This is a genomic window from Lacrimispora indolis DSM 755 (assembly GCF_000526995.1).
GTDB lineage: Bacteria > Bacillota > Clostridia > Lachnospirales > Lachnospiraceae > Lacrimispora > Lacrimispora indolis.
The window spans coordinates 432392-453219 of sequence record NZ_AZUI01000001.1; the positions used below are offsets into that span (position 1 = coordinate 432392).

Here is a 20828-nt window from a genome sequence, read left to right on the forward strand (position 1 = left end):
TTTTTATTTTATACTGCTTTCACAACCTTACGCGGCGCCGTCATCCTCATACACTGAAGCAGCTTATCGTTAGGTTCAAATATGATCTTGGTCGTTTCGGCACCGGCCTGGCTTATTAATGTATAAGTCTTTGCTCCCGGTGCGTGGGAAGAAAAATCCAGTAACTTCATATTCTTTGTTTCGTGATCCCTGGCTTCTGTGGAGCCGGTAGGAGCAACGATCTTAATCTCTTCCATGGAACCTTCCCAGGCTTTCTTTCTCTTGCTTCTGCCGTAGATCCGGTCAATGGAAAGAGTATTGGTCACATACAGGTATTCAAATTCCACTTCACTGTTGCGGAATACAAAATAAGCGGCCGCAACGGCAGCAAGCAGGATGAGCACTCCAAAGATCCCGAAAACCGGAGACATGGAGAGGAAAAACGCGATCACGCACAGGATTCCCATCGCAATTTTTATCAACATGGTATAGGCCGGAGACTTTCGCTTCACTAGCCATTCTGCATACATTTCATTCATAACGATCTGGGTCCTTTCCTCTTACCTGCATGGCTTCTTACGGCGCAGCCTGTCCCGATTCAAAAGATGTTTGTTATACCGGAAATCCGCAGTGCAGCGGGTAAAGCCGCAGGCTTTACCCGCTCACGGGCGTTCGCCCTGGGAAGCGGAAGATGGAAAAAATTTCTTATGTGCAAGCACAACGAAATTTTTTTCATCTTCCGCTTCGCACTGCTCATTGCTTTCGTGAATGTTACATCATATCCATTCCGCCTGGTGCTGGCATTGCAGGTGCTTTTTCTTTAATATTAGCAACAACGGACTCTGTTGTCAATAAGGTAGATGCAACACTGGTAGCATTTTGAAGGGCGCTTCTGGTGACCTTTGTAGGATCCAGGATGCCTGCTTCCACCATGTCAACGTATTCTTCCTTGTATGCGTCAAAGCCGGTTCCCACCTTGGACTCTCTCACCTTATTGATGATGACGCTTCCTTCCAGACCTGCATTGGCTACGATGTGGTATAAAGGAGCTTCGAGTGCCTTTAAGATGATCTTTCCTCCGGTCTTCTCATCACCTTCCAGTTCCTTTACAGTGTCTTCGATCTGGTTGATCGCATGAACGTAAGCAGAACCGCCGCCTGCGATAACGCCTTCCTCAACAGCTGCTCTTGCTGCGGATAAAGCGTCTTCCATACGAAGCTTTGCTTCTTTCATCTCGGTCTCTGTTGCAGCGCCTACACGGATCACTGCTACGCCGCCGGATAATTTTGCTAGTCTTTCCTGTAATTTTTCTCTGTCAAAATCAGAAGTGGTCTCTTCGATCTGGCCCTTGATCTGGCCGATTCTTGCGGTGATTGCTTCCTTATCGCCGCAGCCGTCCACGATCACGGTATTTTCCTTCTGAACCTTAACGGATTTTGCACGTCCTAAGAGATCAAGGGTTGCATTCTTAAGCTCATAGCCTAATTCATCGGAAATCACGGTACCGCCTGTTAAAACAGCGATATCCTGTAACATCTCTTTTCTTCTGTCGCCGTAGCCTGGAGCCTTTACAGCGATGACATTGAAGGTACCTCTTAATTTATTAACGATTAAGGTGGTTAAAGCCTCGCCTTCCACATCTTCTGCGATGATGAGAAGTCTTGCGCCGGACTGAACTACCTGCTCTAATAAAGGAAGGATCTCCTGAATGTTTGAGATCTTCTTATCTGTAATGAGAATGTATGGATCGTCTAAATTAGCTTCCATCTTCTCCATATCGGTGCACATATAAGCAGAGATATAACCTCTGTCAAACTGCATACCTTCCACAAGATCCAGCTCTGTCTTCATGGTCTTGGATTCTTCAATGGTGATAACACCGTTGTTGGAAACCTTCTCCATAGCGTCAGCTACCATCTCGCCAACCTCATCATCTGATGCGGAAATAGCTGCTACTCTTGCGATGGATGCCTTGCCTTTGATCGGCTCGCTCATCTTTGCAATAGCTTCTACTGCTGCTTCTGTGGCTTTTTTCATACCCTTTCTTAAAACGATTGGGTTTGCGCCTGCTGCCAGGTTCTTCATTCCTTCATTGATCATAGCCTGAGCCAGAACAGTTGCAGTTGTGGTACCGTCACCGGCCACGTCATTGGTCTTTGTAGCAACTTCTTTTACAAGCTGAGCGCCCATATTCTCAAAGGCATCCTCCAGCTCGATCTCTTTTGCAATGGTAACACCATCGTTTGTGATCAAAGGTGCGCCAAAGGATTTATCCAGTACAACGTTTCTTCCCTTAGGTCCCAATGTTACACGAACGGTATCTGCTAACTGATTAACTCCGGACTCAAGTGCTTTTCTGGCATCTACGCCATATTTAATCTGTTTTGCCATGATTCATTCCTCCAGTTTTCTTCTAAAAATAAAAATACGTATTATCTAAAACTATCTGTTATGATTTCAGTATTGCCTTCTAAAATTATTCGATCACTGCTAAAATATCACTCTGCTTGACGATTACATATTTCTCATCGTCTTCTCCGGTCTCTATTTCTGTTCCTGAATATTTGGAGAAGATTACTTTATCGCCCACTTTAACCTGCATGGTAACTTCCTTGCCGTCTACCAGACCGCCTGGTCCTGCTGCGATAACTTCCGCCTGCTGGGGTTTTTCTTTTGCCTGACCCGGCAGAACAATACCGGACTTTGTTGTCTCCTCTGCAACCAATGGTTTTAACACAACTTTGTCAAATAATGGTACTAATTTCATTGCAATTCCTCCTCATAGCTTTCTGCTTATTATTTCTTTCTTTTGGCCTTCCGAAAGAAGTTTTATTTTATTCACATACTAAGTTATATCACTCATTATTAGCACTGTCAATAGTTGAGTGCTAACTTTATATTTTTTTTACATTTTTACCATATTTGCGGTATTTTCTCCTTTACCTACATAGTTTATAGAAATTTTCTTATTATATACCTTTATTTTTTTCTATGAACGTATTACAATAACATAGAATGAAGAGCCTTACAGGCATTCCGTTATGTTTAAAATGCACAGGCGTTAATAAAAAAGCGCCTTTTAAGCATACCGTTATGTCCAGAATACACGGGCGGTAATAAGGAAAGGAGTGTTTCAAATGGCAAAAAAGGGTAATGGGTTTGGGAAATTTGTGGCACTGGCCACTGTGGCCGGCGTTGTTGCCGCCGGTATCTCTTATTTTACAAAATACAAATCCTTCCACAAAGAACTGGAAGAAAATTTCCATGATTTTGAAGATGAAGGGAATGACGACATTTCCAAAATTGACAGCACGATGAACCGCAACTATGTTTCCTTACATGCCAATAAGGATGAATTTAAGGTCGCCGCTGACCATATGGCAGATGCTGCCAAGGATGCGGTGAGTGCGGCAAAAAACCTGGTTAAGGATGCGGCAAGTATTGTCTCCGATACGGCAAAGGAAGCGGCTTCTGCTATGGCTTTTACAGCGAAGGACATGTTTGAATCCGCAAAAGAACAGGCAGATACGTATTTAGATGACGAAGAAGACAGCTCAGATGGCGGTTTGGATTATGCTGCCGGAGCCGCAGACCGTCTGGCAGAAGAGGCCACAGAGGCAGCGGACTCTATAATGGAAACAGCGGAAACAGCTGTTGAGACAGCCAAAGATGCAGCAAAGGAGGGGTTTGAGGCGGCAAAGGAGGCAGCAAAGGACGGATTTGAGGCCACTAAAGAAGCAGCCCAATCTACCGGAGCGGCGATTAAGGAACTGGCCGATGAAACCACTACCATTGTGGAAGAAGAAATAGATTAAAACAATTTAGTAATGGAACCTGGGAAAAGCCACTGGAAAGCGCTCGCTCTGCAGTGGCTTTTTTCAATGCTGTTGCCGCATTTCCTAAATCACAGTTTATTTCTTATACAGGAATTCTTCCGGTAAATTCACCTTAAAATCCACCGCTAAGTCCCGGAAGTTCTGAGACGTAATGGTCTGAAGCTTATCCGGACGGATGGAAAGCACTTTAACAAGAATCTCCGCAGATTTTTCCACAGTATGCATAAGGCCGAAAGTCAAGTCAAAATCCTCTCCGGAAGCAAACAGGCCGTGATGGGCCCAGACAGCCACATCGTACTTCTTCATCAATTCGCTGGTAGCCACTGCAATATCACGTCCGCCAGGCACCATCCAGCCCACAACACCTACGCCGGCAGGGAAAACCACCGGACATTCCGTAGCCATCTCCCATAATTCCCTGGTAAACACTTTATCCTCCAAGGGCAGGACAAAGGTAAGGGCGATTATATTGGCAGGATGGGCATGGTAGATCACCCTGTGCGTTCCAGCCGTGGCCTCTTTTTTGACCTCATGGTTCATAAGGTGGGAAGGAAGCTCACTGGTAGGACGCCCGCCGTTTATAAGACCCCAGCGGATCCTGTAATTCTCGCCCTTTTCATCTACCTCAATAATACAGGTATTGGCTTCCGGATCCAGGATCACGTTGCGGAAGTATTTTCCGCTTCCTGTTACCATAAAATACTCTCCTGCCAGACCCTTCACGCTGGTGCCGATGGGCTGCCAGGGATTTGCATCCGTAAAGCCTTCTCTTATGGATTCCACCTCTGACTGCTTGATGCGGTAGCTTAAATTGCCGCCGTTCCTCTCATGCCAGTTCTGACGGAAGCCGTCATCACATAAGCGGATAAAGCTTTTTACAAATTCCGTATCTAACATCTTCATATTATCTTTCTCCTTATTTCCGGTTAAGCAGCACTTCTTTTTCATAGCAGCATATCTCTTCAAACCAGTCTTCCTTTGCAGGCACTCCGTTTATCTCACAAAAGTAGTTCCAAACATCGCCTATCGGATAAAGCTTAAGCTCCTCCTGAAGCATCATCTGCTCCGTAAAATTGCGTTCTTCCTGTAACCTTTTAAGGGTTTCATTGGGAAGAAGAAGGGCATTCAGAAGAGCCTTCTGCATGTTGCGCATTCCAACGATCCAGGCGCTTAAGCGGTTGATGCTTGCATCAAAAAAGTCAAGGGCCAGAAGGATGCGGTCCGCCCCGCCCCGTATGATCTCCTTCCCGATCTCCTTTGTTTCATCGTCAAACAGCACAACATGGTCACTGTCCCACCGCACCGGCCTTGTTACGTGAAGGGCCACCTTGTCAAAAAACAGGAGCATGGAAGATATCTTATCAGACACCACCTCCGTGGGATGATAATGGCCGCTGTCCAGCAGGCAGAGGATATCATTCTTGGAGGCGTAATTCATATAAAACTCATGGGAACCAACGGTGCAGCTTTCCATTCCTATCCCAAATACCTTGGATTCCACAGCCACATATACCTTGGTCCTATCGTAGTCAATGGAAAGGATCTGATCAAGAGAATCCTTTAATCTCGCCCTTGGGGAAGTGCGGTCTGCCGGTATATCCTTAAACCCGTCGGGAATCCAGATGTTCATGGTACAGGGAGTCCCCTGCTCCTTTGCAAAATACTCAGAAATGCGGAGGCACGCCTGCACGTGTCTGATCCAGAAGCTCCGTATCTCATCATCTTCACTGGACAGGGTGGCATTTTCCGCCTTTGGATGGGAAAACAAGGTGGGATTAAAGTCAATGCCGATCCCTCTTTCCCTTGCAAACTCCACCCACTTTGTGAAGTGTTTCGGCTCCAGCTGATCCCGGTCCGCCCATTCTCCCTCCTCAAATATAGCATAGCTTGCGTGAAGGTTAATCCTGTGCTTTCCAGGGATCAGGCTCAGCGCCTTATCCATGTCCCTCATCAGCTCCTGAGGATTTCTCGCCCGGCCAGGGTAATTGCCTGTAGCCTGAATTCCCCCTGATAAGGCTCCATCCCCATCAAATCCCATCACGTCATCTCCCTGCCAGCAGTGCATGGAAATGGGGATCGTTTTTAAGGCTTCCAATGCCTCATCCGTATTTACGCCGACGGCTTTGTATGCTTCCCTTGCTGCTTCATATCTTTCTTTTATTGTCATGGCTCTCTTCTCCTTTTAACGATTTAATTAATCCAAATGAAATACAGGCTTTAAACCAATGGAAACAGGACTGTTGTCCGGGTTGGTTTTCATGATATCAGCCATGAAATCCCACCATTTCCGGTTGATGGGAGTATCAGCCGATTCCGCCCATTTCTCTTCATCTTCGATCTCAATATACCCGTAAAGGACATTGGTCTCCTCATCTAAGAAAATGGAGTAATTGTGTCCCCCATGCCGGCTGATCATTTCCTTCATCTCAGGCCAGAGCAGATTATGTCTCTTTTCATATTCTTCGGCCATTCCTTCATTTAAGTACATTTTAAAAGATTTTCTTATCATGTCGTCTCCTCCATTCATGACAGCCTATTGCGGGGCTGGTACTCTTTTACTGCAAAGGACCGGTATACTGCTTCCCTTGCCTGTTTCAGGCTTTTAAACTCCCCGGCAGCAAGCATCTGGGCAAGAAGGTTTCCGATGGCAGTAGCTTCTCCCGGTCCGGCATAAACGGTCCGGCCTGTGCAGTCTGCAGTCAGCTGGTTTAAATACTCCGCATTGGAACCTCCTCCTACCACATGAATGGCCGGATAGTTATTTCCTGTAATGGCTTCCAGCTCCTTTACCGTATTCCCGTAGCAGGCTGCCAGACTGTTGTATATGACTGCCGCCAGCTGTCCCGCAGTCTTTGGCACAGCCATTCCAGACCTTTGGCAGAACTCCTGCACTGCTTTGATCATGCTCTCCGGCGAAAGGAACACGCTGTCATTGCAGTCCACAATGGAAGGAATCCGTTCCTCAGAGGCCAGCCGGCAAAGCTCTGCAAAGGAGTAAGCCTCCCCTTTTTCTTCAAGCTCCTTTTTCACGGACTGAATCATCCAAAGGCCCATGATGTTTTTTAAGTATCGGAAGCGGTGGTCATAACCGCCCTCATTGGTGAAATTTAACTCCATGCTTTCCATGGAGCAGTTTGCCTTAGAAAGCTCTGTGCCCATAAGGGACCAGGTTCCTGAGCTGATGTAAAGGATATCTCCCATGGGATCCTCTCCGCCTGGAACCAGAGGGACCGCCATAACGGCAGAACCGGTATCATGGGTCGCAGGAAGAACCACCTGACAGGAGAATCCCACTTCCTTTTCCAAATCCTCTGCCAATAGTCCTACAGTTGTTCCCGGCATGGACAGCTCTTTAAACAGCCTTTCAGGCAGGTCCAGCTTTTGAATCAGTTCATAATCCCAGGTCCCTGTTTCCGCATTTACCAGCTGCGTGGTAGTTGCATTGGTATACTCCTGCTTTTTCACTCCTGTCAGCAGATAGTGGAAATAGTCCGGGATCATGAGGAAGGATTCCCCTTTCTCCAGATATTCCGGATTCTCTTCTCTGACAGCCATAAGCTGATAAATGGTGTTGAATATCTGTTTCTGGATGCCGGTCCTTCCATATAGGTCTTTTAAAGAAATGACTTTGTACAGCTTTTCATCCATTCCATTTGTTCTGTTATCCCGGTATCCCGTTGCATTCCCAAGCATCCGGTTTTCCCCATCCAAAAGAACAAAATCCACGGCCCAGGTATCGATCCCCATGCTGACCGGGATCTTACCAAGCTTCCTGCACTCCTTCATACCCTCTTTGATCCCGGCAAATAAAGCCTCCACATCCCAGCACAAATGCCCGTCCTTCCGTTTCATGCCGTTGCCAAACCGGTAAATCTCCTGAAGTACCAGCTTTCCTTCCCTCACTGTCCCAAGAATATGACGGCCGCTGGAGGCGCCGATGTCCACAGCAAGATAATACTTCTCCATGTAAACCACTCTCCCATTGTTTTCTTTCATACTGCCCCCGCTTTTTTAACAGGGGCACCCGTTTACACCATGTCCCGCACCACCGGACATCAGGTTTAAACGTATACTCACAGATTGTTTCTACTTTATATCATAATGGATCTCCGCAATAAAAATAAGGACGCTGTTTAATTAAAACTGCGTCCTTATTTGCATGATCAGCAAAATGGTTTCCTTTGCCGGGTTTTATTCATCTGATTTATCAGGATTTAATTGCTGCACCAAGCTAAAAACATGCCAAACACCCAATCAGGGCATTTGGCATATACACTATTCTTTACTGATAAGTATATCTTTTAATTCTGATATTGACATATTTTTTTCTTGGAGAATGGCTGATACCTCCTTGAATTCCTCTAATTTAATTTCTTCTTGTATCTGTTTTGCTCTTTCTTCCTGAGTCTTAACAGCAGCCTTATACTGTTCTATGGCATCTTGTGTATTTTTTAATTCTTCCCGAAGCTTTTCCAGTGATGTTTTACGTACACCTCTTGGCATAATAGCGCCCTCCTTATAATTGGTTATATAAACATATAGTGTCAAGTGGATATTCGCAATCCGCTTCGCCACTTGATCCGGTTAAATCACACAATTTACAATATATACAATAAAATAGATACACGCTTAAAAGAATCTGACTGTGCCCTTTCCTGAATATCTTTTCTCTGCAGTCTGAGTTTATTACTCTGCTTTTGATGAAATAAGCAGTTCCTTTAAATCCATGATCGACATCTCATGCTCGTCCAATATGGATGATACTTCCTTAAATTGTTCCAGCTTTATTTTATCCTGAATTTCCTTCTCTTTTTCTCCTAAAGTTACCAAGCTGTTCTTATATTGCTGGATGGTTTCCTGGACCTCTTTTAATTCTTCCTGAAGCTTTTCAAGCGGTGTCTTTCTTACTCCTCTTGGCATACTGGTTCTCTCCTTTACAGAAATATTTTATATCGACCATATATTACCAAGTATATGCAAAGTTTCTTTTGTTTATTACTTTATCATTTCTGCCGTTGAAATTTCTTCAGGAAGAACTTTTATGGAAAGTTTCCGGTTTTAAAAGGCTTTTCATTGCCCCATGACAAAAAAAAGGAAAGCAGATTTCATCCGCTTTCCTTTCCCTGTTTCAAACAAGCTTCTTCTCATTCTAAAAATTTTTCAGATATGGGAATTCAGCCTTTTACACCTGTATGGGCCACGCCTTCAATGAACTGTTTCTGGAAGATAAAAAACAAAACAACCATTGGAATAACAGCCAGAACAGCGCCTGCCATTTGAGCAGGATAATCATTGGTATGCTGTCCCTGAAGAGTGGACAAGGCCGGAGCCAGGGTCATCTTTGTTGTGGTGGTATTGACGATCAAGGGCCACATAAAGTCATTCCAGGCAAACTTTGCCGTGAAAATCACAAGAGCCACGATCCCTGATTTAACCAGAGGAACCATGATCTGTGTCAGGATCTGGAACCTGCCGCAGCCGTCAAGTATGGCCGCTTCCTCCAGCTCATCGGGAAGTGATAAGAAAAATTGCCGCATCATAAAAGTCCCGAAGGCACTGAATAAATTAGGCAGAAAAAGCGCAAACAGCGTATCTAAAAGTCCGATCTTCTGCACAATTAAGTACTGGGGAACCAGAAAGATCTGTCCCGGTACCATCAGGACGGAAAGCACCACCAAAAACAGTACATCCCTTCCCGGGAATTTGATTCTGGCAAAGGAATACGCTGCCAGGGTACAGATCACCACCTGTCCCGCAACCGTTATGACCGTAGAAAATACGGTGTTCATATAGATCCTTCCAAAAGGAAGAGCGGTCAGAACGTTATGATAGGCTTCTGTGACAAACCGGTCCGGAAGAATCGTAGGCGGGATCGCCATGGATTCTCCTTTTGTTTTAAATGAGGTACACAGCATCCAAAGAAAGGGAAGCACGGTGATGCCGATTCCTGCGATCAGAATCAGATGGATCAATAGCTTTTTTCGACTGCTCGTTCTCTTCATCGGTTACCTCCTTTAGTCGTAATTGACCCATTTTTTCTGGCCTATCATCTGAATGACTGTTACCAGCATGATAATAGAAAAGATTAAAATGGATATGGCTGCTGCATAGCCCTTATGGCCGTAATCAAAGGCATTCCGGTAGAACATCATGACCAGAGTCTGAGTGCTTCGATAAGCAGTATTCGTTTTTCCGATCATCATATAAATGGTGTCAAACACCTGAAAACCGCTGATGATGGAAGTGATCATAACAAAAAATATGGTGGGTGACAGCATGGGAACCGTGATCTTAAAAAACTGGTGAATGCCGCTTGCTCCATCAACAGATGCCGCCTCATAATATGACCTTGATATTCCCTGCATACCTGCTAAAAGTATGATCATGTTATAGCCTACGGTTCCCCATATTCCAACCAGCATAACCATAAACAGAGCTGTCTTTGGGTCTGTAATCCAGCCATGGGGAGCAAAACCCAAAGCCTTCATTGCCGCATTTAAAAGGCCGTACTGCTCATTATATATCCATTTCCAGACCATCGCCACTGCGGCCGACATGGTAACAGAAGGCAGGAAATAGACGGTTCTGTAAAAAGAAGTCCCTTTGATTTTTGTATTGAGCAGGGCCGCTACAAACAAGGACAACATAAGGCCCAAGGGCACAGTAACCCCGACGTAGAGAAGTGTATTGCCAAGAGCCTTCCACAATTCTTTATCCTTACACATTTCCAGATAGTTATTAAGGCCATAAAAGGTGGCTACATTGAATTTATTCACTTCATTAAAGCTGAACCAGAAGTTCTGGATAAAGGGAAAAATATAAAACACGAAGATTCCAAACAACAGGGGCGCTATAAACAAATACCCCTCTCCCCATTCTTTCCATTGCCGCTTTGCTATTTTCTTTTTTGTCGTACCCTGCATTCCATACACCTACTTCTTATTTTTTGCCAGAATTGCATCTGCATCAGTCTTAAGCTGGCTGCATACATCTGCTAAAGGCTTTTCGCCGGAATAAGCTGCCTTTAAGGCCTCTGCTTCCACATCATAGATCTCTGCCACGGATTTACATACAGGAAGGGGATTTGCTTCACCGGAATGATTGGTGTAGGCAGCCAGGTTCAAATCCTTGTTGGACTGGGAAAAATACTTCTGTGCGTCATTCCGTGCGGAAATAACGACTCCGCTCTCTCCCTGGATCTTCATGGCTTCCTCGCTGCCAAGCCATAATGCAAAATCCGCTGCAGCGTCCTTATTTTTACTTCCTGCAAACACCGCATAGCCAAGTCCGTTTATGATGTTCGGCTCAACTCCGTTAAATGACGGGAATTCTACCAGATCGATCTTGGTGTTGATGGCGTCATTTGAAGTATACTCAGGGGTCATATAGGAGCCCGCTAAAACCATAGCGATCTGGCCGCCCTCAAACATGGCATCGGCACTGGTCTCTGACAATGCGGCTACTGATGGGGAATAGCCCTCATTAATCAGGTCGATCCAGCACTGGATTCCTTCCTGAGTCTTGGGATCTGCATAACCGGTTTCTGTTTTGTCGGCATTTAAGATCCAGCCGCCGTTAGCATATACGGTGGGGTAATACCATGTCTGGAAATCGATGGGGCAGGCAAAAGGATAAGCTCCCGAATCAAGACCTGCTGCCTTTAAATCCCTGCATGCTTTTACAAGATCATCATAAGTCCAGTCATCAGTAGGATAAGCCACCCCTGCCTTATCAAACATATCTTTGTTATACCATAAGGCATTGGTATCAAAATCCTTTGGTACGGCGATCTGCTTGCCATCAAAATTGTAGGCTTTTACAAGGGCTTCCGGGAAGTTCTTTCCAAGATCCAAGTCTGACTTTTCCAAATAGCTATTTAAGTCCAGAAGGATTCCTCCGTCATAATAATCCTCTGCATGAAGTACATTGAGCCAGAACACATCCGGCGCCGTTCCTCCTGTTGCAGCTGCCTCCAGCTTGGTCCAGTATTCGCCTCCCTTATAAGGGGTAAGCTGGATCTCAATCTTTACATTTTCATGGGTTTTCTCATAGGCCTGGGCCATGGCTTCCATGACCGGGCGCTGCTTTTCATCCCATATTCCGAAGCTTAAGGTGGCAGAACCTCCCTTGGAAGCTCCGCCTCCTCCATTGCATGCGGTAAGGCTCATTGCCGCCATGGCAAGGGCCATTCCCATTGCCAGCACCTTGGTTCCTCTCATTTTCTTCATAATCTGCTCTCTCCTTTTTATTGATATTTTGTATACGAATGAATCAGGCGGATATACAAACACATCCGGTTGATTCATAAACTCAAGGCTGAAAGATTCATTTCTCCCACCCCTTCATTTAACGAATATCCTTCAAATGAATCAGCTTTCCTCCGGAGATCCTGGACTGTTCTGCTGCCAGGGCTATGTAGTGGCTCTCCAGGGATTTTTCCAATGTGGTCATGGAATGGCTTGGTTCAGTTCCTTCCCTGACCATATCAAGAAGCTGCTCCACCATCCGGTTGTCACCGCCGGCATGGCCGGAAAAGTCATCGGACAATTTGGAGACATCTATGGTTTCTTTTTCCTTTCCAAAGGGCCTTACAATAATGAGATTGGAATGAAGGCTGGCCTCAATCTCTCCCTTTGTTCCCATGAATTTAGCATACCTGGAATTTTCCTCTGTGCAGCCTGTCATGGTAAAACTGATAGTAGAACCGTCTGTCATATTTAAATTCACCACCTGATGATCCACCACGTTGTTATCGCAATGGTATACGCATCTTCCGTAAGGGCCCGTCTTTATGGCTTCCATAACCGATTCTTCCGCAGGATGGAGGGTGAGCACGTTGCAGGGCCAGTCGGACTTGCCATGGGCAATGCCGGTCTTTTCATTGGTTATATATATTTTTTCTGCATCAAAGGGGCAGCCTTCTTTGGCTTTGCAGCCATCCAGGCAGCGTTTTGCAGCACCCTCCGGCGCTTTTTCCTCCTTGAATAAATAGGTGCTTCCAAAGGATGTCACGGAATCGCAGGTCTTTCCCGTCAGCCACAATAAAAGGTCCATATCATGGCAGCACTTTTGAAGGATCATGGGACTGGTGATCTCTGAATTTCTCCAGTTTCCTCTGACAAAGCTGTGGGCCTGATGCCAGTAGCCTACATTTTCGATTCCCATGACAGTGACCACATCACCGATCACTCCGGAATCAATAAGCTCTTTTACCTTTGTGTAAAAGGGCGTATAGCGCAGCACATGACAGACAACTACCTTTCGTCCCTTCTCAGCGGCTGATTTTAAAAGTTCCCTGCATTCGTCCAAATCCGGAGAAACAGGCTTTTCCAGCAAAAGATCGTACCCCTTTTCAAGAGCCGGAAGAGCCTGGCCCACATGCTGCCTGTCCTGCGTGGCGATAAACATCACATCCGCCAGCTTTTCCTGTTCAAGCATCTCCTCGGCACTGGAGAAACACCGTTCCTTTGGCACTCCATACTCTTTGGCCACCTCTTCCACCTTTGCCTCATCAATATCCGCAATGGCAGTGATCTCCATCTTTTCAGGAAGCAGCCTTGCAACCGGTGCATAAGTATCCTTGCCTCTGCTTCCCAAGCCCGCAAGGGCAACTGTAATCCTTCTCATATGATCTTCCTTTCTTAATATCAGGAACCAGCGGTTCATGACAGGCATTTTGCCTTCGCGCCGGTGAGCAGGCCCAGCTTTGCTCTCCTGCACTCATGATATCATGGTTCTTTTTTTATCATTATATAATGAACCGAGATGATATGCTTATACTATTGTCCAGACTCATTACCAAATTCATCATTTTTTCAGTTATTGTGCACAAATCTTTAGGATAAGCACTCCCGACTTACGGTGATTTCAACGGAACTTTCCAAAAAACACAAAAAGAGGCATCCATACGAATCTATGAATACCTCCATTGGCTGAATCATTATTTTCCTCTATTATACTCTTATTCACAGGGTTTGAATTGCATGATTGTCCTGTCTTGTTATCAAATTATCCAATCTTGCCAGGCGTATGATTTCATGCTACCATAAAAGCCAAAGGAGGTATTCCAAATGGCATATTGCAGCACACCGTTAAACATAGAATTTGATATCCGGGAAATCATAACCGTCCACTATTTTGAATACATGAAGGATTTTGTATTTTCAGGGGAATCCCATGACTTCTGGGAGTTTCTTTATGTGGACAAGGGAGAAATCATTGTACAGGCAAACCATTCCTTCTACCAATTAAAAGCAGGCGATGTGATCTTTCACAAGCCAAATGAATTTCACGCCTTAAGTGCGTCGGGAAACAAAGCTCCCAATCTGGTGGCAGTCTCCTTCCGCTGCACCAGCGAAAGCATGAGGTTTTTTGAGGAAAAAACCTGTTTCTTAAATCAGGAGGAACGATTTCTCATCTCCAGGATCATTGCAGAGGCAAGACAGGCTTTTTCCACTCCCCTTCATATTCCTTCCGTGGAAAAGGTAGAACTTGCCCCTTTACCACCCTTTGGAGCTGCCCAGCTCATCCTTTTATATCTCCAGATTTTTCTGATCCATGTAAAACGAAATCATTTTGAAGAGGAAGGCGTACCCAACCACGCGGTTTTAACTGAACAGATGGTCCTTTCCGCCAATTCCACCCATTTGGAACAGATCATTCAGTTTATGGAGTTTCACATCTGCGAACACCTTTCCATAAAAACCATTTGCGAGGAATTCTCCATAAGCCGTTCCACTCTTCATTCCCTGTTTCACAAAGAAAAGAACTGCGGGGCCATTGACTATTTTAATTTGATGAAGATCGAGAGATCCAAGGAAATTATGCGGGATGGGAACATGAATTTTACGGAGATCGCTTATTTCTTATCCTACAGTTCCCTGCAGTATTTTTCCAAACAGTTTAAAAAAACAACAGGAATGTCTCCCCTGGAATATTTTAATTCCGTTAAGAAATACTCCAACGAGATCACAAATGCCAGTAAGAAAAAGATGGTTGATGACAGGATGATTTGACAAGATTCCGTGATGATTCCGTAAGGTTTTTTTTCGAAAAAGTGCTATATTAGAACCATCACTTCAGTGGAGGATGGACAATGCAAGATATTATATTCAATCAAACCGCCTTGAGCTTTGAAGAAAGCTCCCTCCTGTTTGCCATAAAGCATGGGAATGCGCTTTGGAAATGGGACAAAAAATACAGGCCCCGTCTTGTGATCGGCGGACAGGCCGTCTATTTTCAGGATGCCGCTTCCATTACCCACAGGCAATGGAAAACAGGAGTAGGGGAAGGAATCATCAGCCATTACCATGGCTTTCAGCTGGAGGGCTTGGATCTTGGACTGGCCTTTGAAACGGTTGCATGGCTGGAATATGCCACAGGAGACATACATTTTGAATGGATCCCCCTGGCAGAAAGCAGCATCCCGGTCTCAGAAATATACTGGCCCGGATACATGGAATTTGAAAAGGAAAGTGACCGCTGGTATACTCTTTTGAACATCCAGCAAGGACTGCTCATACCAAACACCTGGGAAACGGCTCTTGAAAAGCTTCCCTTTGACGGTATGATGTGCACCGCCGGTTCCTATATGCCCTGGTTTGGCCAGGTAAAAGACGGAGAAGGCTACTTAGCAATCTGTGAGCAGCCCTGGGATGCCGCCTATTATGCGGAGCATCCGGCAAAGGGTCCATACACACATACCGGCATCAAATGGCTGCCAAGCCTGGGCAAAATGAACGGCCGCAGGACCATGCGGTACTCCTTTTTGTCTGACTGCGATTACAATGACATCTGCAAGCATTACAGAACCTATGTAAAGGAGCAGGGTACCTTCTGTTCCTTAAAGGAAAAGGCTGCCAAGGCCCCTGTTCACAAGCTGGTGGGGGTTTCCTTTGTCCATAAGGGGATCAAAACCCTGGTCATGCCTGACTCCCGCTTCTTTGATCCGGAAAATCCGGATAAAAACAACCATGTATACAGCTTTGAGAAAAGAGCCGGTGAGATCCGTCATTTCCACAAGGATTTAGGCCTTAAAAAGCTGTATCTCCACCTGGATGGCTGGGCGGAACCAGGTTATGACAACCAGCATCCAGACTATATCCCCGCCTGTGAAGAGGCCGGGGGCTGGGAAAAGCTGAAAATGCTTGCGGATACCATGCATGAATGCGGATATTTCTTTGGCGTCCACGACCAGTACCGGGATTATTACCGCAGGGCAAAAACCTTTGATCAGAATTTTGCCGCACAAAAGCCTGACGGAACCCTGACGGAGCATGCCAACTGGGCAGGGGGCCCGCAGACCTATCTGTGTGCCACCCAGGCTCCATACTATGTTAAGAGGAATTTTACAGAGATCAGGAAAAACGGAGTGGAACTGGATTGTGCCTACTTAGATGTGTTCACCTGCAACGAGCCTGACGAATGCGACCACCCATGGCACCGGATCAACCGGAAGGAATGCCTGGATTACCGGAGCCTTTGCTTTGAATACTTACTTTCCCAGGGGATCCTTCCCAGCTCTGAGGAAGTGACGGACTGGTGCGTAAAGAGCCTTGTGTTCTGCCACTATGCTCCCTATTCCTTTATGATGCACGAACCGGGAGCTGCCCGCCAGGGAATCGCCGTCCCCCTCTTTAACCTGGTGTATCATGACTGTATGATCATCCCATGGATGATGGAAAAATACGAGAATGAGGATTTCATGCTCTACGCCCTTTTAAACGGCGGCGCACCTTACTTTATCCGGGATGGGGCTTACGAAAACATTGACGGCTCTTTTGGCGGATATGAGACTCTTTCAGAGGAAGAAATGGCTGCCCGCTGCAGCGTTGTCTCTTCTCTCCACGAAAAGGTGGCCATGTGTGAAATGATGTATCACGAATTCATAGAAAATGACCCTTTCCGGCAGCGCACTGCATTTGCTGACGGCACTGTGGTTGAAATCGATTTGGTTCATGGGACTTATGAAATCAAAACCAGACAATAACACGACTGTTATAACGGGAAATCCTTCTCATAATAGAAGGGTTTCCTTCTTTCCTTTTATTTTTGAGTTTATATCTGTGTAATAGCAGCGCTCTCTGTTGAGGACCCATGCAGAGATACGGAAAAAGCGTAATGCCCCACAAGGCTTTACGCTTTTATACAGTAAAGTATTTATTGTTTTTTCTATTGGTTAAGAGATCTCTTTGGTTCTCAGCTTATTGTCGTGCCTTTTTATATATAAATCCTGAATCTCCTGTTTTGCCTTAATGTCACTGGTAAGGTGTATCGCTTCATCAAGTTTACGGTTTAAGTCTAAATGCCCTTCCGCAATTACCATAATATTATGGCTGATTTCGTTTTCAAGTGTCAATTCAATAATGGATACTTTCTTTTTTAAATCTGCTACGTCAACCTTGACTTCCTGCAAATCGGCCTTGACTTCTTGCAAGTCAACTTTGACCTCCTGCAAGTCAACTTTGACCTCCTGCAAGTCATCGTTAATATTAGTTACGGCCTGTAATAAAAGCTCTAATTTTTCACTGTCTGTCATACCCATCCCTCCTTAATTCAATAAAGATATTATATCACATGCAAAACGCAAAGTCACCATTCATTCTTTCCAGAAACCCACTGACTTTCGCAATTATAGAGACTTTTTTTCTATTTCCATCCTCTGCATTTCCCCCTGCCTCTTTCTAAGAAACCGAATTTCTGTACTCCTTAGGAGACATTTTGAAATAGCTCCGGAATATACGGTGAAAATAACTGGTGTTATCATACCCAACTGCAATGGAAATGTCAGTTATGGAAAGCCTGGTATTCAAAAGAAGGAAAGAAGCCTGATTCAGCCGCTTTATCTGCAAAAGCTCCTTATAGGTCCGCCCGGTCAACCTCTTGATTGCCCGGCTCAGCCAGTAAATATTGTAATTAAGCAGCGCCGCAAGCTCAGTCAGCTCCCCAGCCTTATAATTTTCATCAATATAGGTAAGTACCTGAAAAATCAGCTTTTGCTCAAAGCTTTCCTGTGTATGGCTGATCTTATCCGTATAATGCATGAGCTGAAGGAACAAAAGCCCCATGGTGATCTGATTGATGCTCCTTTTATTGGGCTGGTCGCTTAAAAGGGTCCATACCATGTTTTCCACCAGATTCTGCACCGGCAGCACATCCGCGACCTGGAAATGGAGGTAGCTGGCGTAACGGGGATCAAAGCAGAGACATCCCACCAGAAAATCCCTCAAAAGGTTTTCTTCTTCTCCCATCATTTCAAAAGCAGTGTCAAAAAATTCCGGCAGGATGATGAAGTTTACTCCAATATCCTCCTCTCCTGCCGGAAGGATCTCCTGGGTGGCGTGCTGGTTTAAAAACAGAAGCTCCCCTGTTTTTAAAACCACTGTTTCCCCATCAATATAATGGATTGTTTCCCCTTTGCACATATAGATCACTTCAATGTAATTATGCTTGTGCCTTGGAAAATGGACGAACCTGGTGTGAGGCCTGATGGAGATCATCTTCCCATGCTCCAGCATCTTTTTGCTGTCAATGACCAGATCCTTTCCCTCAGTATATCGATTGCGGTCGATTTCCGTCCGTCCGTTTATAATTTCCCGTTCCTCGTCTGTAATGACTCCCAGACGGTCTAAGATTTCCTGATTCACCCGTCAAGGCCTCCTTTTTAACCCTGTGGAAATACGATCAGGTTTTTCCACCTGTTCTCTCCTATGGCGCTTTCCCCTAAAGCATAGGCATGAATGTCATCATCCTTTGCCGGCAGCTTGTAAATAACAGCACCGGAATCTTCCGTATCCTTTATCCACCGGTCATCCCTTACGATCACGCCATCTGCAACCAAAAACTGCCAGACAGCAGACTCTCCTTCTGCATTGGTGCTGGTGTAGGTAATTTCTCCCTGCATCATATCATCTTTAAAAACACCTCTTTTAGCATTCAGCTTTGTGATGCCCTCAGTTACCCCATCGTAATAATTATAGCCGCACTCCCCGTCTCCGTTCATTTTTCCGCTCACCCATGTCCCATAGGAGTAATCATACCGTTTTCCTTCCTCCAGTTCAAGGACCTGGAGGGCCGTACCAGTCCCCTCAGGCTTTCCTGACAGGAAATTTCCGTAAAAAACTGTGGAAGATTTTATAAATACCAGTCCTTTGCCGGAAGATATTTCTGTTTTCATGGCTGTCCCGTCATACATGCAGGGAAAACCCTTCCAGGGGATCTCATAACCGTTTAACACCCTGGCAGCTCCTTCTAAGTCTCCCTGGTCAAACAGCTCTGTCAGCCGGTTCAAAAACTCTTTATCATCGGAGGTAAGGGGTATTCCAGCAAGAGAAGTCTCCTGTAAAGGCTCTGCCATGACTTTTGCTTCTGCCGTTTCTGCCTCAGTATAATCTGCCGAAGGCTCTTCATTTCTTAGAGTACCGGCCACACTGAGCAGCAGCAAAAGCAACGTAATAAGACCGACCCAAAGGAGGATGTGAAGACTTTCCTTCCTTTTCTGATCCTCCCAATTTTCACCCACAAAATCCCTCCTCTTCATCTACTGACCAGGCCCGGCTAAGGAGCCCAAGTCCTGTCCTTATCTCTTCTTCCGTGAGGCTTGCAAACCCAAGGACAACGGTAGAAGGATAGGTATTATGCTCTTCATGGATAAAGTATCCTGACATTCCATAAACCTTAACTCCTGATTCTGCCGCCATATTTATGAGCAGGCTCTCCGGCCTTCCCTTCTTGTCCGTCAAAAGCAGATGGAGCCCCGCATGCTCCCCCCTGATCAAGAACTGGCTTTCAAAGGGCTTCAACCCCGCTGCCAGGACATCGTGCTTTGCCTTATAGACTGCTCTCATACGGTTTAAATGGCGTTCGTAATGCCCCTCTGCCATAAACTGATAAAGGATGTTCTGGTCAATGCGGGACACTGTGGAAGCATAAAAATTCATCCGTTCCCTGTAAATAGTTAAAAGAGGTCCGGGCAATACCATGTAGCTCACACGGATGGCAGGAGCAATGGATTTAGAAAAGGTTCCATAATAAATAACCCGGTTTCTTCCGTCCATTCCCTGTAATGCAGGGATAGGCTTTCCCTTGTAACGGAATTCACTGTCATAATCGTCCTCAATGAGATACCGCCCCTCCTTTTCATAGGCCCAGACAAGTAATTCCTGCCTACGCTTTACCGGCATGACAATACCGGTTGGATACTGGTGGGAAGGCATCACATAGGCAATGTCAGCTCTGCTCTTTTCTAAAAGCTTCACATCCATGCCGGACCGGTCCATGGCAACGGGGGCCACCCGGTATTTTAAGCTGTCAAAAACCCGGTAAGCCTGCTTATAGGTGGGATTTTCCATGGCAATCACCCGTTCAGATCCAAGGATCTGGGACAGCAGCATCAAAAGGTATTCACTTCCCGCTCCTACGATGATCTGCTCCGCCCGACAGTTTACCCCGCGGGCGGAATGGAGATAAGAACGGATAGCCTCCCTTAGAGCGGGCTCTCCCTGGGGATCTCCCGGCATAAACATCTCCCTGTTATCGTCTACAAGGGTATTTTTCGATATCTTTCTCCAGGTATTGAATGGAAAAGCGCAAAGATCAATTCCTCTGGGGGAAAAGTCCACGTTCCATTCAGGAACCCTTTTCTTCTCAGAAGAGGCTGGGGGGAAAAAGGCTGGAATCTTATCCCTTTGTTCCTGTCCGGTATGCACCAGGCCCTCGATCCTGCATACAAAATATCCTTTACAGGGTATGGCCTCAATATACCCTTCCGACAGCAGCTGTTCATAAGCCATCTGAGTGGTGCTGCGGCTGACCTTTAAATTTTCCGCCAGCTGTCTTGTGGAAGGAAGACGGGTAGCCGGACTGATATTTCCCTTTTTTATTTCCTCTTTGATATAGCTGTAAATCTGGCTGTAATAGGGCGGTCCTGGTTGGTTTTTTAAGGGTATCATAAGCTCCACAAAATTTTCCTCCTTTCCTCTTATCTGCTCATGTTTTTTGCATAAAGGGATACCC

At 45.6% G+C, this 20828-nt stretch carries 20 protein-coding genes; 3 read left to right on the forward strand and 17 right to left on the reverse strand.

Annotated elements, in window-relative coordinates; genetic code table 11:
• Nucleotides 1-8: 8 nt before the first annotated feature.
• From K401_RS0102045 to K401_RS0102055, 3 genes are all read right to left on the reverse strand, one after another.
• Entirely contained in the window at nucleotides 9-518 is a 510-nt protein-coding gene (locus K401_RS0102045) for a DUF6106 family protein (RefSeq protein ID WP_024291407.1), read from the reverse strand.
• 232 nt (nucleotides 519-750) lie between these two features.
• Nucleotides 751-2370: a chaperonin GroEL gene (gene groL, locus K401_RS0102050; RefSeq protein WP_024291408.1), complete on the reverse strand. Its 1620-nt coding sequence runs from the start codon at nucleotides 2368-2370 to the stop codon at nucleotides 751-753.
• 85 nt (nucleotides 2371-2455) lie between these two features.
• Nucleotides 2456-2746: a co-chaperone GroES gene (locus K401_RS0102055; protein WP_024291409.1), complete on the reverse strand. Its 291-nt coding sequence runs from the start codon at nucleotides 2744-2746 to the stop codon at nucleotides 2456-2458.
• A 370-nt stretch (nucleotides 2747-3116) separates the two neighbouring features.
• Here K401_RS0102055 and K401_RS30930 point away from each other — a divergent pair, with 370 nt between their 5' ends.
• Nucleotides 3117-3794: a hypothetical protein gene (locus K401_RS30930; protein WP_024291410.1), complete on the forward strand. Its 678-nt coding sequence runs from the start codon at nucleotides 3117-3119 to the stop codon at nucleotides 3792-3794.
• A gap of 96 nt (nucleotides 3795-3890) precedes the next feature.
• Here K401_RS30930 and rhaD read toward each other — a convergent pair whose 3' ends face one another.
• From rhaD to K401_RS0102110, 10 genes are all read right to left on the reverse strand, one after another.
• Nucleotides 3891-4718, reverse strand: a complete 828-nt coding sequence (gene rhaD / locus K401_RS0102065) for a rhamnulose-1-phosphate aldolase (protein ID WP_024291411.1) — start codon at nucleotides 4716-4718, stop codon at nucleotides 3891-3893.
• 13 nt (nucleotides 4719-4731) lie between these two features.
• On the reverse strand, nucleotides 4732-5982 hold the full coding sequence (locus tag K401_RS0102070; protein WP_024291412.1) for an L-rhamnose isomerase: 1251 nt from the start codon (nucleotides 5980-5982) through the stop codon (nucleotides 4732-4734).
• Between the two features lie 27 nt (nucleotides 5983-6009).
• Nucleotides 6010-6324 (reverse strand): L-rhamnose mutarotase, encoded by a 315-nt coding sequence (gene rhaM, locus K401_RS0102075; RefSeq protein WP_024291413.1) that lies wholly within the window; start codon nucleotides 6322-6324, stop codon nucleotides 6010-6012.
• Nucleotides 6325-6338: 14 nt separating this feature from the next.
• Complete coding sequence (gene rhaB / locus K401_RS0102080; protein WP_024291414.1) at nucleotides 6339-7781, reverse strand: rhamnulokinase; 1443 nt, start codon at nucleotides 7779-7781, stop codon at nucleotides 6339-6341.
• Between the two features lie 309 nt (nucleotides 7782-8090).
• The gene (locus K401_RS0102085; protein ID WP_024291415.1) at nucleotides 8091-8318 is read right to left on the reverse strand and encodes a hypothetical protein; all 228 of its coding nucleotides are present in this window, start codon (nucleotides 8316-8318) and stop codon (nucleotides 8091-8093) included.
• A 183-nt stretch (nucleotides 8319-8501) separates the two neighbouring features.
• The gene (locus K401_RS0102090) at nucleotides 8502-8735 is read right to left on the reverse strand and encodes a hypothetical protein (RefSeq protein ID WP_024291416.1); all 234 of its coding nucleotides are present in this window, start codon (nucleotides 8733-8735) and stop codon (nucleotides 8502-8504) included.
• Nucleotides 8736-8989: 254 nt separating this feature from the next.
• On the reverse strand, nucleotides 8990-9817 hold the full coding sequence (locus K401_RS0102095; protein ID WP_024291417.1) for a carbohydrate ABC transporter permease: 828 nt from the start codon (nucleotides 9815-9817) through the stop codon (nucleotides 8990-8992).
• Between the two features lie 12 nt (nucleotides 9818-9829).
• A complete protein-coding gene (locus tag K401_RS0102100) occupies nucleotides 9830-10738 on the reverse strand; it encodes a carbohydrate ABC transporter permease (RefSeq protein WP_024291418.1) in 909 nt (302 codons plus the stop codon).
• 9 nt (nucleotides 10739-10747) lie between these two features.
• Entirely contained in the window at nucleotides 10748-12043 is a 1296-nt protein-coding gene (locus tag K401_RS0102105) for an ABC transporter substrate-binding protein (RefSeq protein WP_024291419.1), read from the reverse strand.
• 118 nt (nucleotides 12044-12161) lie between these two features.
• Nucleotides 12162-13442, reverse strand: coding sequence for a Gfo/Idh/MocA family protein (locus K401_RS0102110; protein WP_024291420.1), 1281 nt, complete (start codon nucleotides 13440-13442; stop codon nucleotides 12162-12164).
• 443 nt (nucleotides 13443-13885) lie between these two features.
• Here K401_RS0102110 and K401_RS0102115 point away from each other — a divergent pair, with 443 nt between their 5' ends.
• The gene (locus K401_RS0102115) at nucleotides 13886-14830 is read left to right on the forward strand and encodes a helix-turn-helix transcriptional regulator (RefSeq protein WP_024291421.1); all 945 of its coding nucleotides are present in this window, start codon (nucleotides 13886-13888) and stop codon (nucleotides 14828-14830) included.
• An 80-nt stretch (nucleotides 14831-14910) separates the two neighbouring features.
• Complete coding sequence (locus tag K401_RS0102120; protein WP_024291422.1) at nucleotides 14911-16803, forward strand: DUF5696 domain-containing protein; 1893 nt, start codon at nucleotides 14911-14913, stop codon at nucleotides 16801-16803.
• 189 nt (nucleotides 16804-16992) lie between these two features.
• Here the strand turns inward: K401_RS0102120 and K401_RS0102125 are convergent, their stop codons facing one another.
• From K401_RS0102125 to pdxR, 4 genes are all read right to left on the reverse strand, one after another.
• Entirely contained in the window at nucleotides 16993-17352 is a 360-nt protein-coding gene (locus K401_RS0102125) for a hypothetical protein (RefSeq protein ID WP_024291423.1), read from the reverse strand.
• 145 nt (nucleotides 17353-17497) lie between these two features.
• A complete protein-coding gene (locus tag K401_RS0102130; protein ID WP_024291424.1) occupies nucleotides 17498-18460 on the reverse strand; it encodes an AraC family transcriptional regulator in 963 nt (320 codons plus the stop codon).
• Between the two features lie 17 nt (nucleotides 18461-18477).
• Nucleotides 18478-19335: an MORN repeat-containing protein gene (locus tag K401_RS0102135; protein ID WP_024291425.1), complete on the reverse strand. Its 858-nt coding sequence runs from the start codon at nucleotides 19333-19335 to the stop codon at nucleotides 18478-18480.
• A complete protein-coding gene (gene pdxR / locus K401_RS0102140; protein ID WP_330362353.1) occupies nucleotides 19328-20764 on the reverse strand; it encodes a MocR-like pyridoxine biosynthesis transcription factor PdxR in 1437 nt (478 codons plus the stop codon). Before pdxR ends, K401_RS0102135 begins: the two co-directional genes overlap by 8 nt.
• Nucleotides 20765-20828: the final 64 nt, after the last annotated feature.

What these genes read in the sequence shown, in the direction of transcription:
- K401_RS0102045 (WP_024291407.1), bottom strand. Translation starts at nt 518, where the DNA reads ATGAATGAAATGTATGCAGAATGGCTAGTGAAGCGAAAGTCTCCGGCC.
- groL (WP_024291408.1), bottom strand. Translation starts at nt 2,370, where the DNA reads ATGGCAAAACAGATTAAATATGGCGTAGATGCCAGAAAAGCACTTGAG.
- K401_RS0102055 (WP_024291409.1), bottom strand. Translation starts at nt 2,746, where the DNA reads ATGAAATTAGTACCATTATTTGACAAAGTTGTGTTAAAACCATTGGTT.
- K401_RS30930 (WP_024291410.1), top strand. Translation starts at nt 3,117, where the DNA reads ATGGCAAAAAAGGGTAATGGGTTTGGGAAATTTGTGGCACTGGCCACT.
- rhaD (WP_024291411.1), bottom strand. Translation starts at nt 4,718, where the DNA reads ATGAAGATGTTAGATACGGAATTTGTAAAAAGCTTTATCCGCTTATGT.
- K401_RS0102070 (WP_024291412.1), bottom strand. Translation starts at nt 5,982, where the DNA reads ATGACAATAAAAGAAAGATATGAAGCAGCAAGGGAAGCATACAAAGCC.
- rhaM (WP_024291413.1), bottom strand. Translation starts at nt 6,324, where the DNA reads ATGATAAGAAAATCTTTTAAAATGTACTTAAATGAAGGAATGGCCGAA.
- rhaB (WP_024291414.1), bottom strand. Translation starts at nt 7,781, where the DNA reads ATGGAGAAGTATTATCTTGCTGTGGACATCGGCGCCTCCAGCGGCCGT.
- K401_RS0102085 (WP_024291415.1), bottom strand. Translation starts at nt 8,318, where the DNA reads ATGCCAAGAGGTGTACGTAAAACATCACTGGAAAAGCTTCGGGAAGAA.
- K401_RS0102090 (WP_024291416.1), bottom strand. Translation starts at nt 8,735, where the DNA reads ATGCCAAGAGGAGTAAGAAAGACACCGCTTGAAAAGCTTCAGGAAGAA.
- K401_RS0102095 (WP_024291417.1), bottom strand. Translation starts at nt 9,817, where the DNA reads ATGAAGAGAACGAGCAGTCGAAAAAAGCTATTGATCCATCTGATTCTG.
- K401_RS0102100 (WP_024291418.1), bottom strand. Translation starts at nt 10,738, where the DNA reads ATGCAGGGTACGACAAAAAAGAAAATAGCAAAGCGGCAATGGAAAGAA.
- K401_RS0102105 (WP_024291419.1), bottom strand. Translation starts at nt 12,043, where the DNA reads ATGAAGAAAATGAGAGGAACCAAGGTGCTGGCAATGGGAATGGCCCTT.
- K401_RS0102110 (WP_024291420.1), bottom strand. Translation starts at nt 13,442, where the DNA reads ATGAGAAGGATTACAGTTGCCCTTGCGGGCTTGGGAAGCAGAGGCAAG.
- K401_RS0102115 (WP_024291421.1), top strand. Translation starts at nt 13,886, where the DNA reads ATGGCATATTGCAGCACACCGTTAAACATAGAATTTGATATCCGGGAA.
- K401_RS0102120 (WP_024291422.1), top strand. Translation starts at nt 14,911, where the DNA reads ATGCAAGATATTATATTCAATCAAACCGCCTTGAGCTTTGAAGAAAGC.
- K401_RS0102125 (WP_024291423.1), bottom strand. Translation starts at nt 17,352, where the DNA reads ATGACAGACAGTGAAAAATTAGAGCTTTTATTACAGGCCGTAACTAAT.
- pdxR (WP_330362353.1), bottom strand. Translation starts at nt 20,764, where the DNA reads ATGATACCCTTAAAAAACCAACCAGGACCGCCCTATTACAGCCAGATT.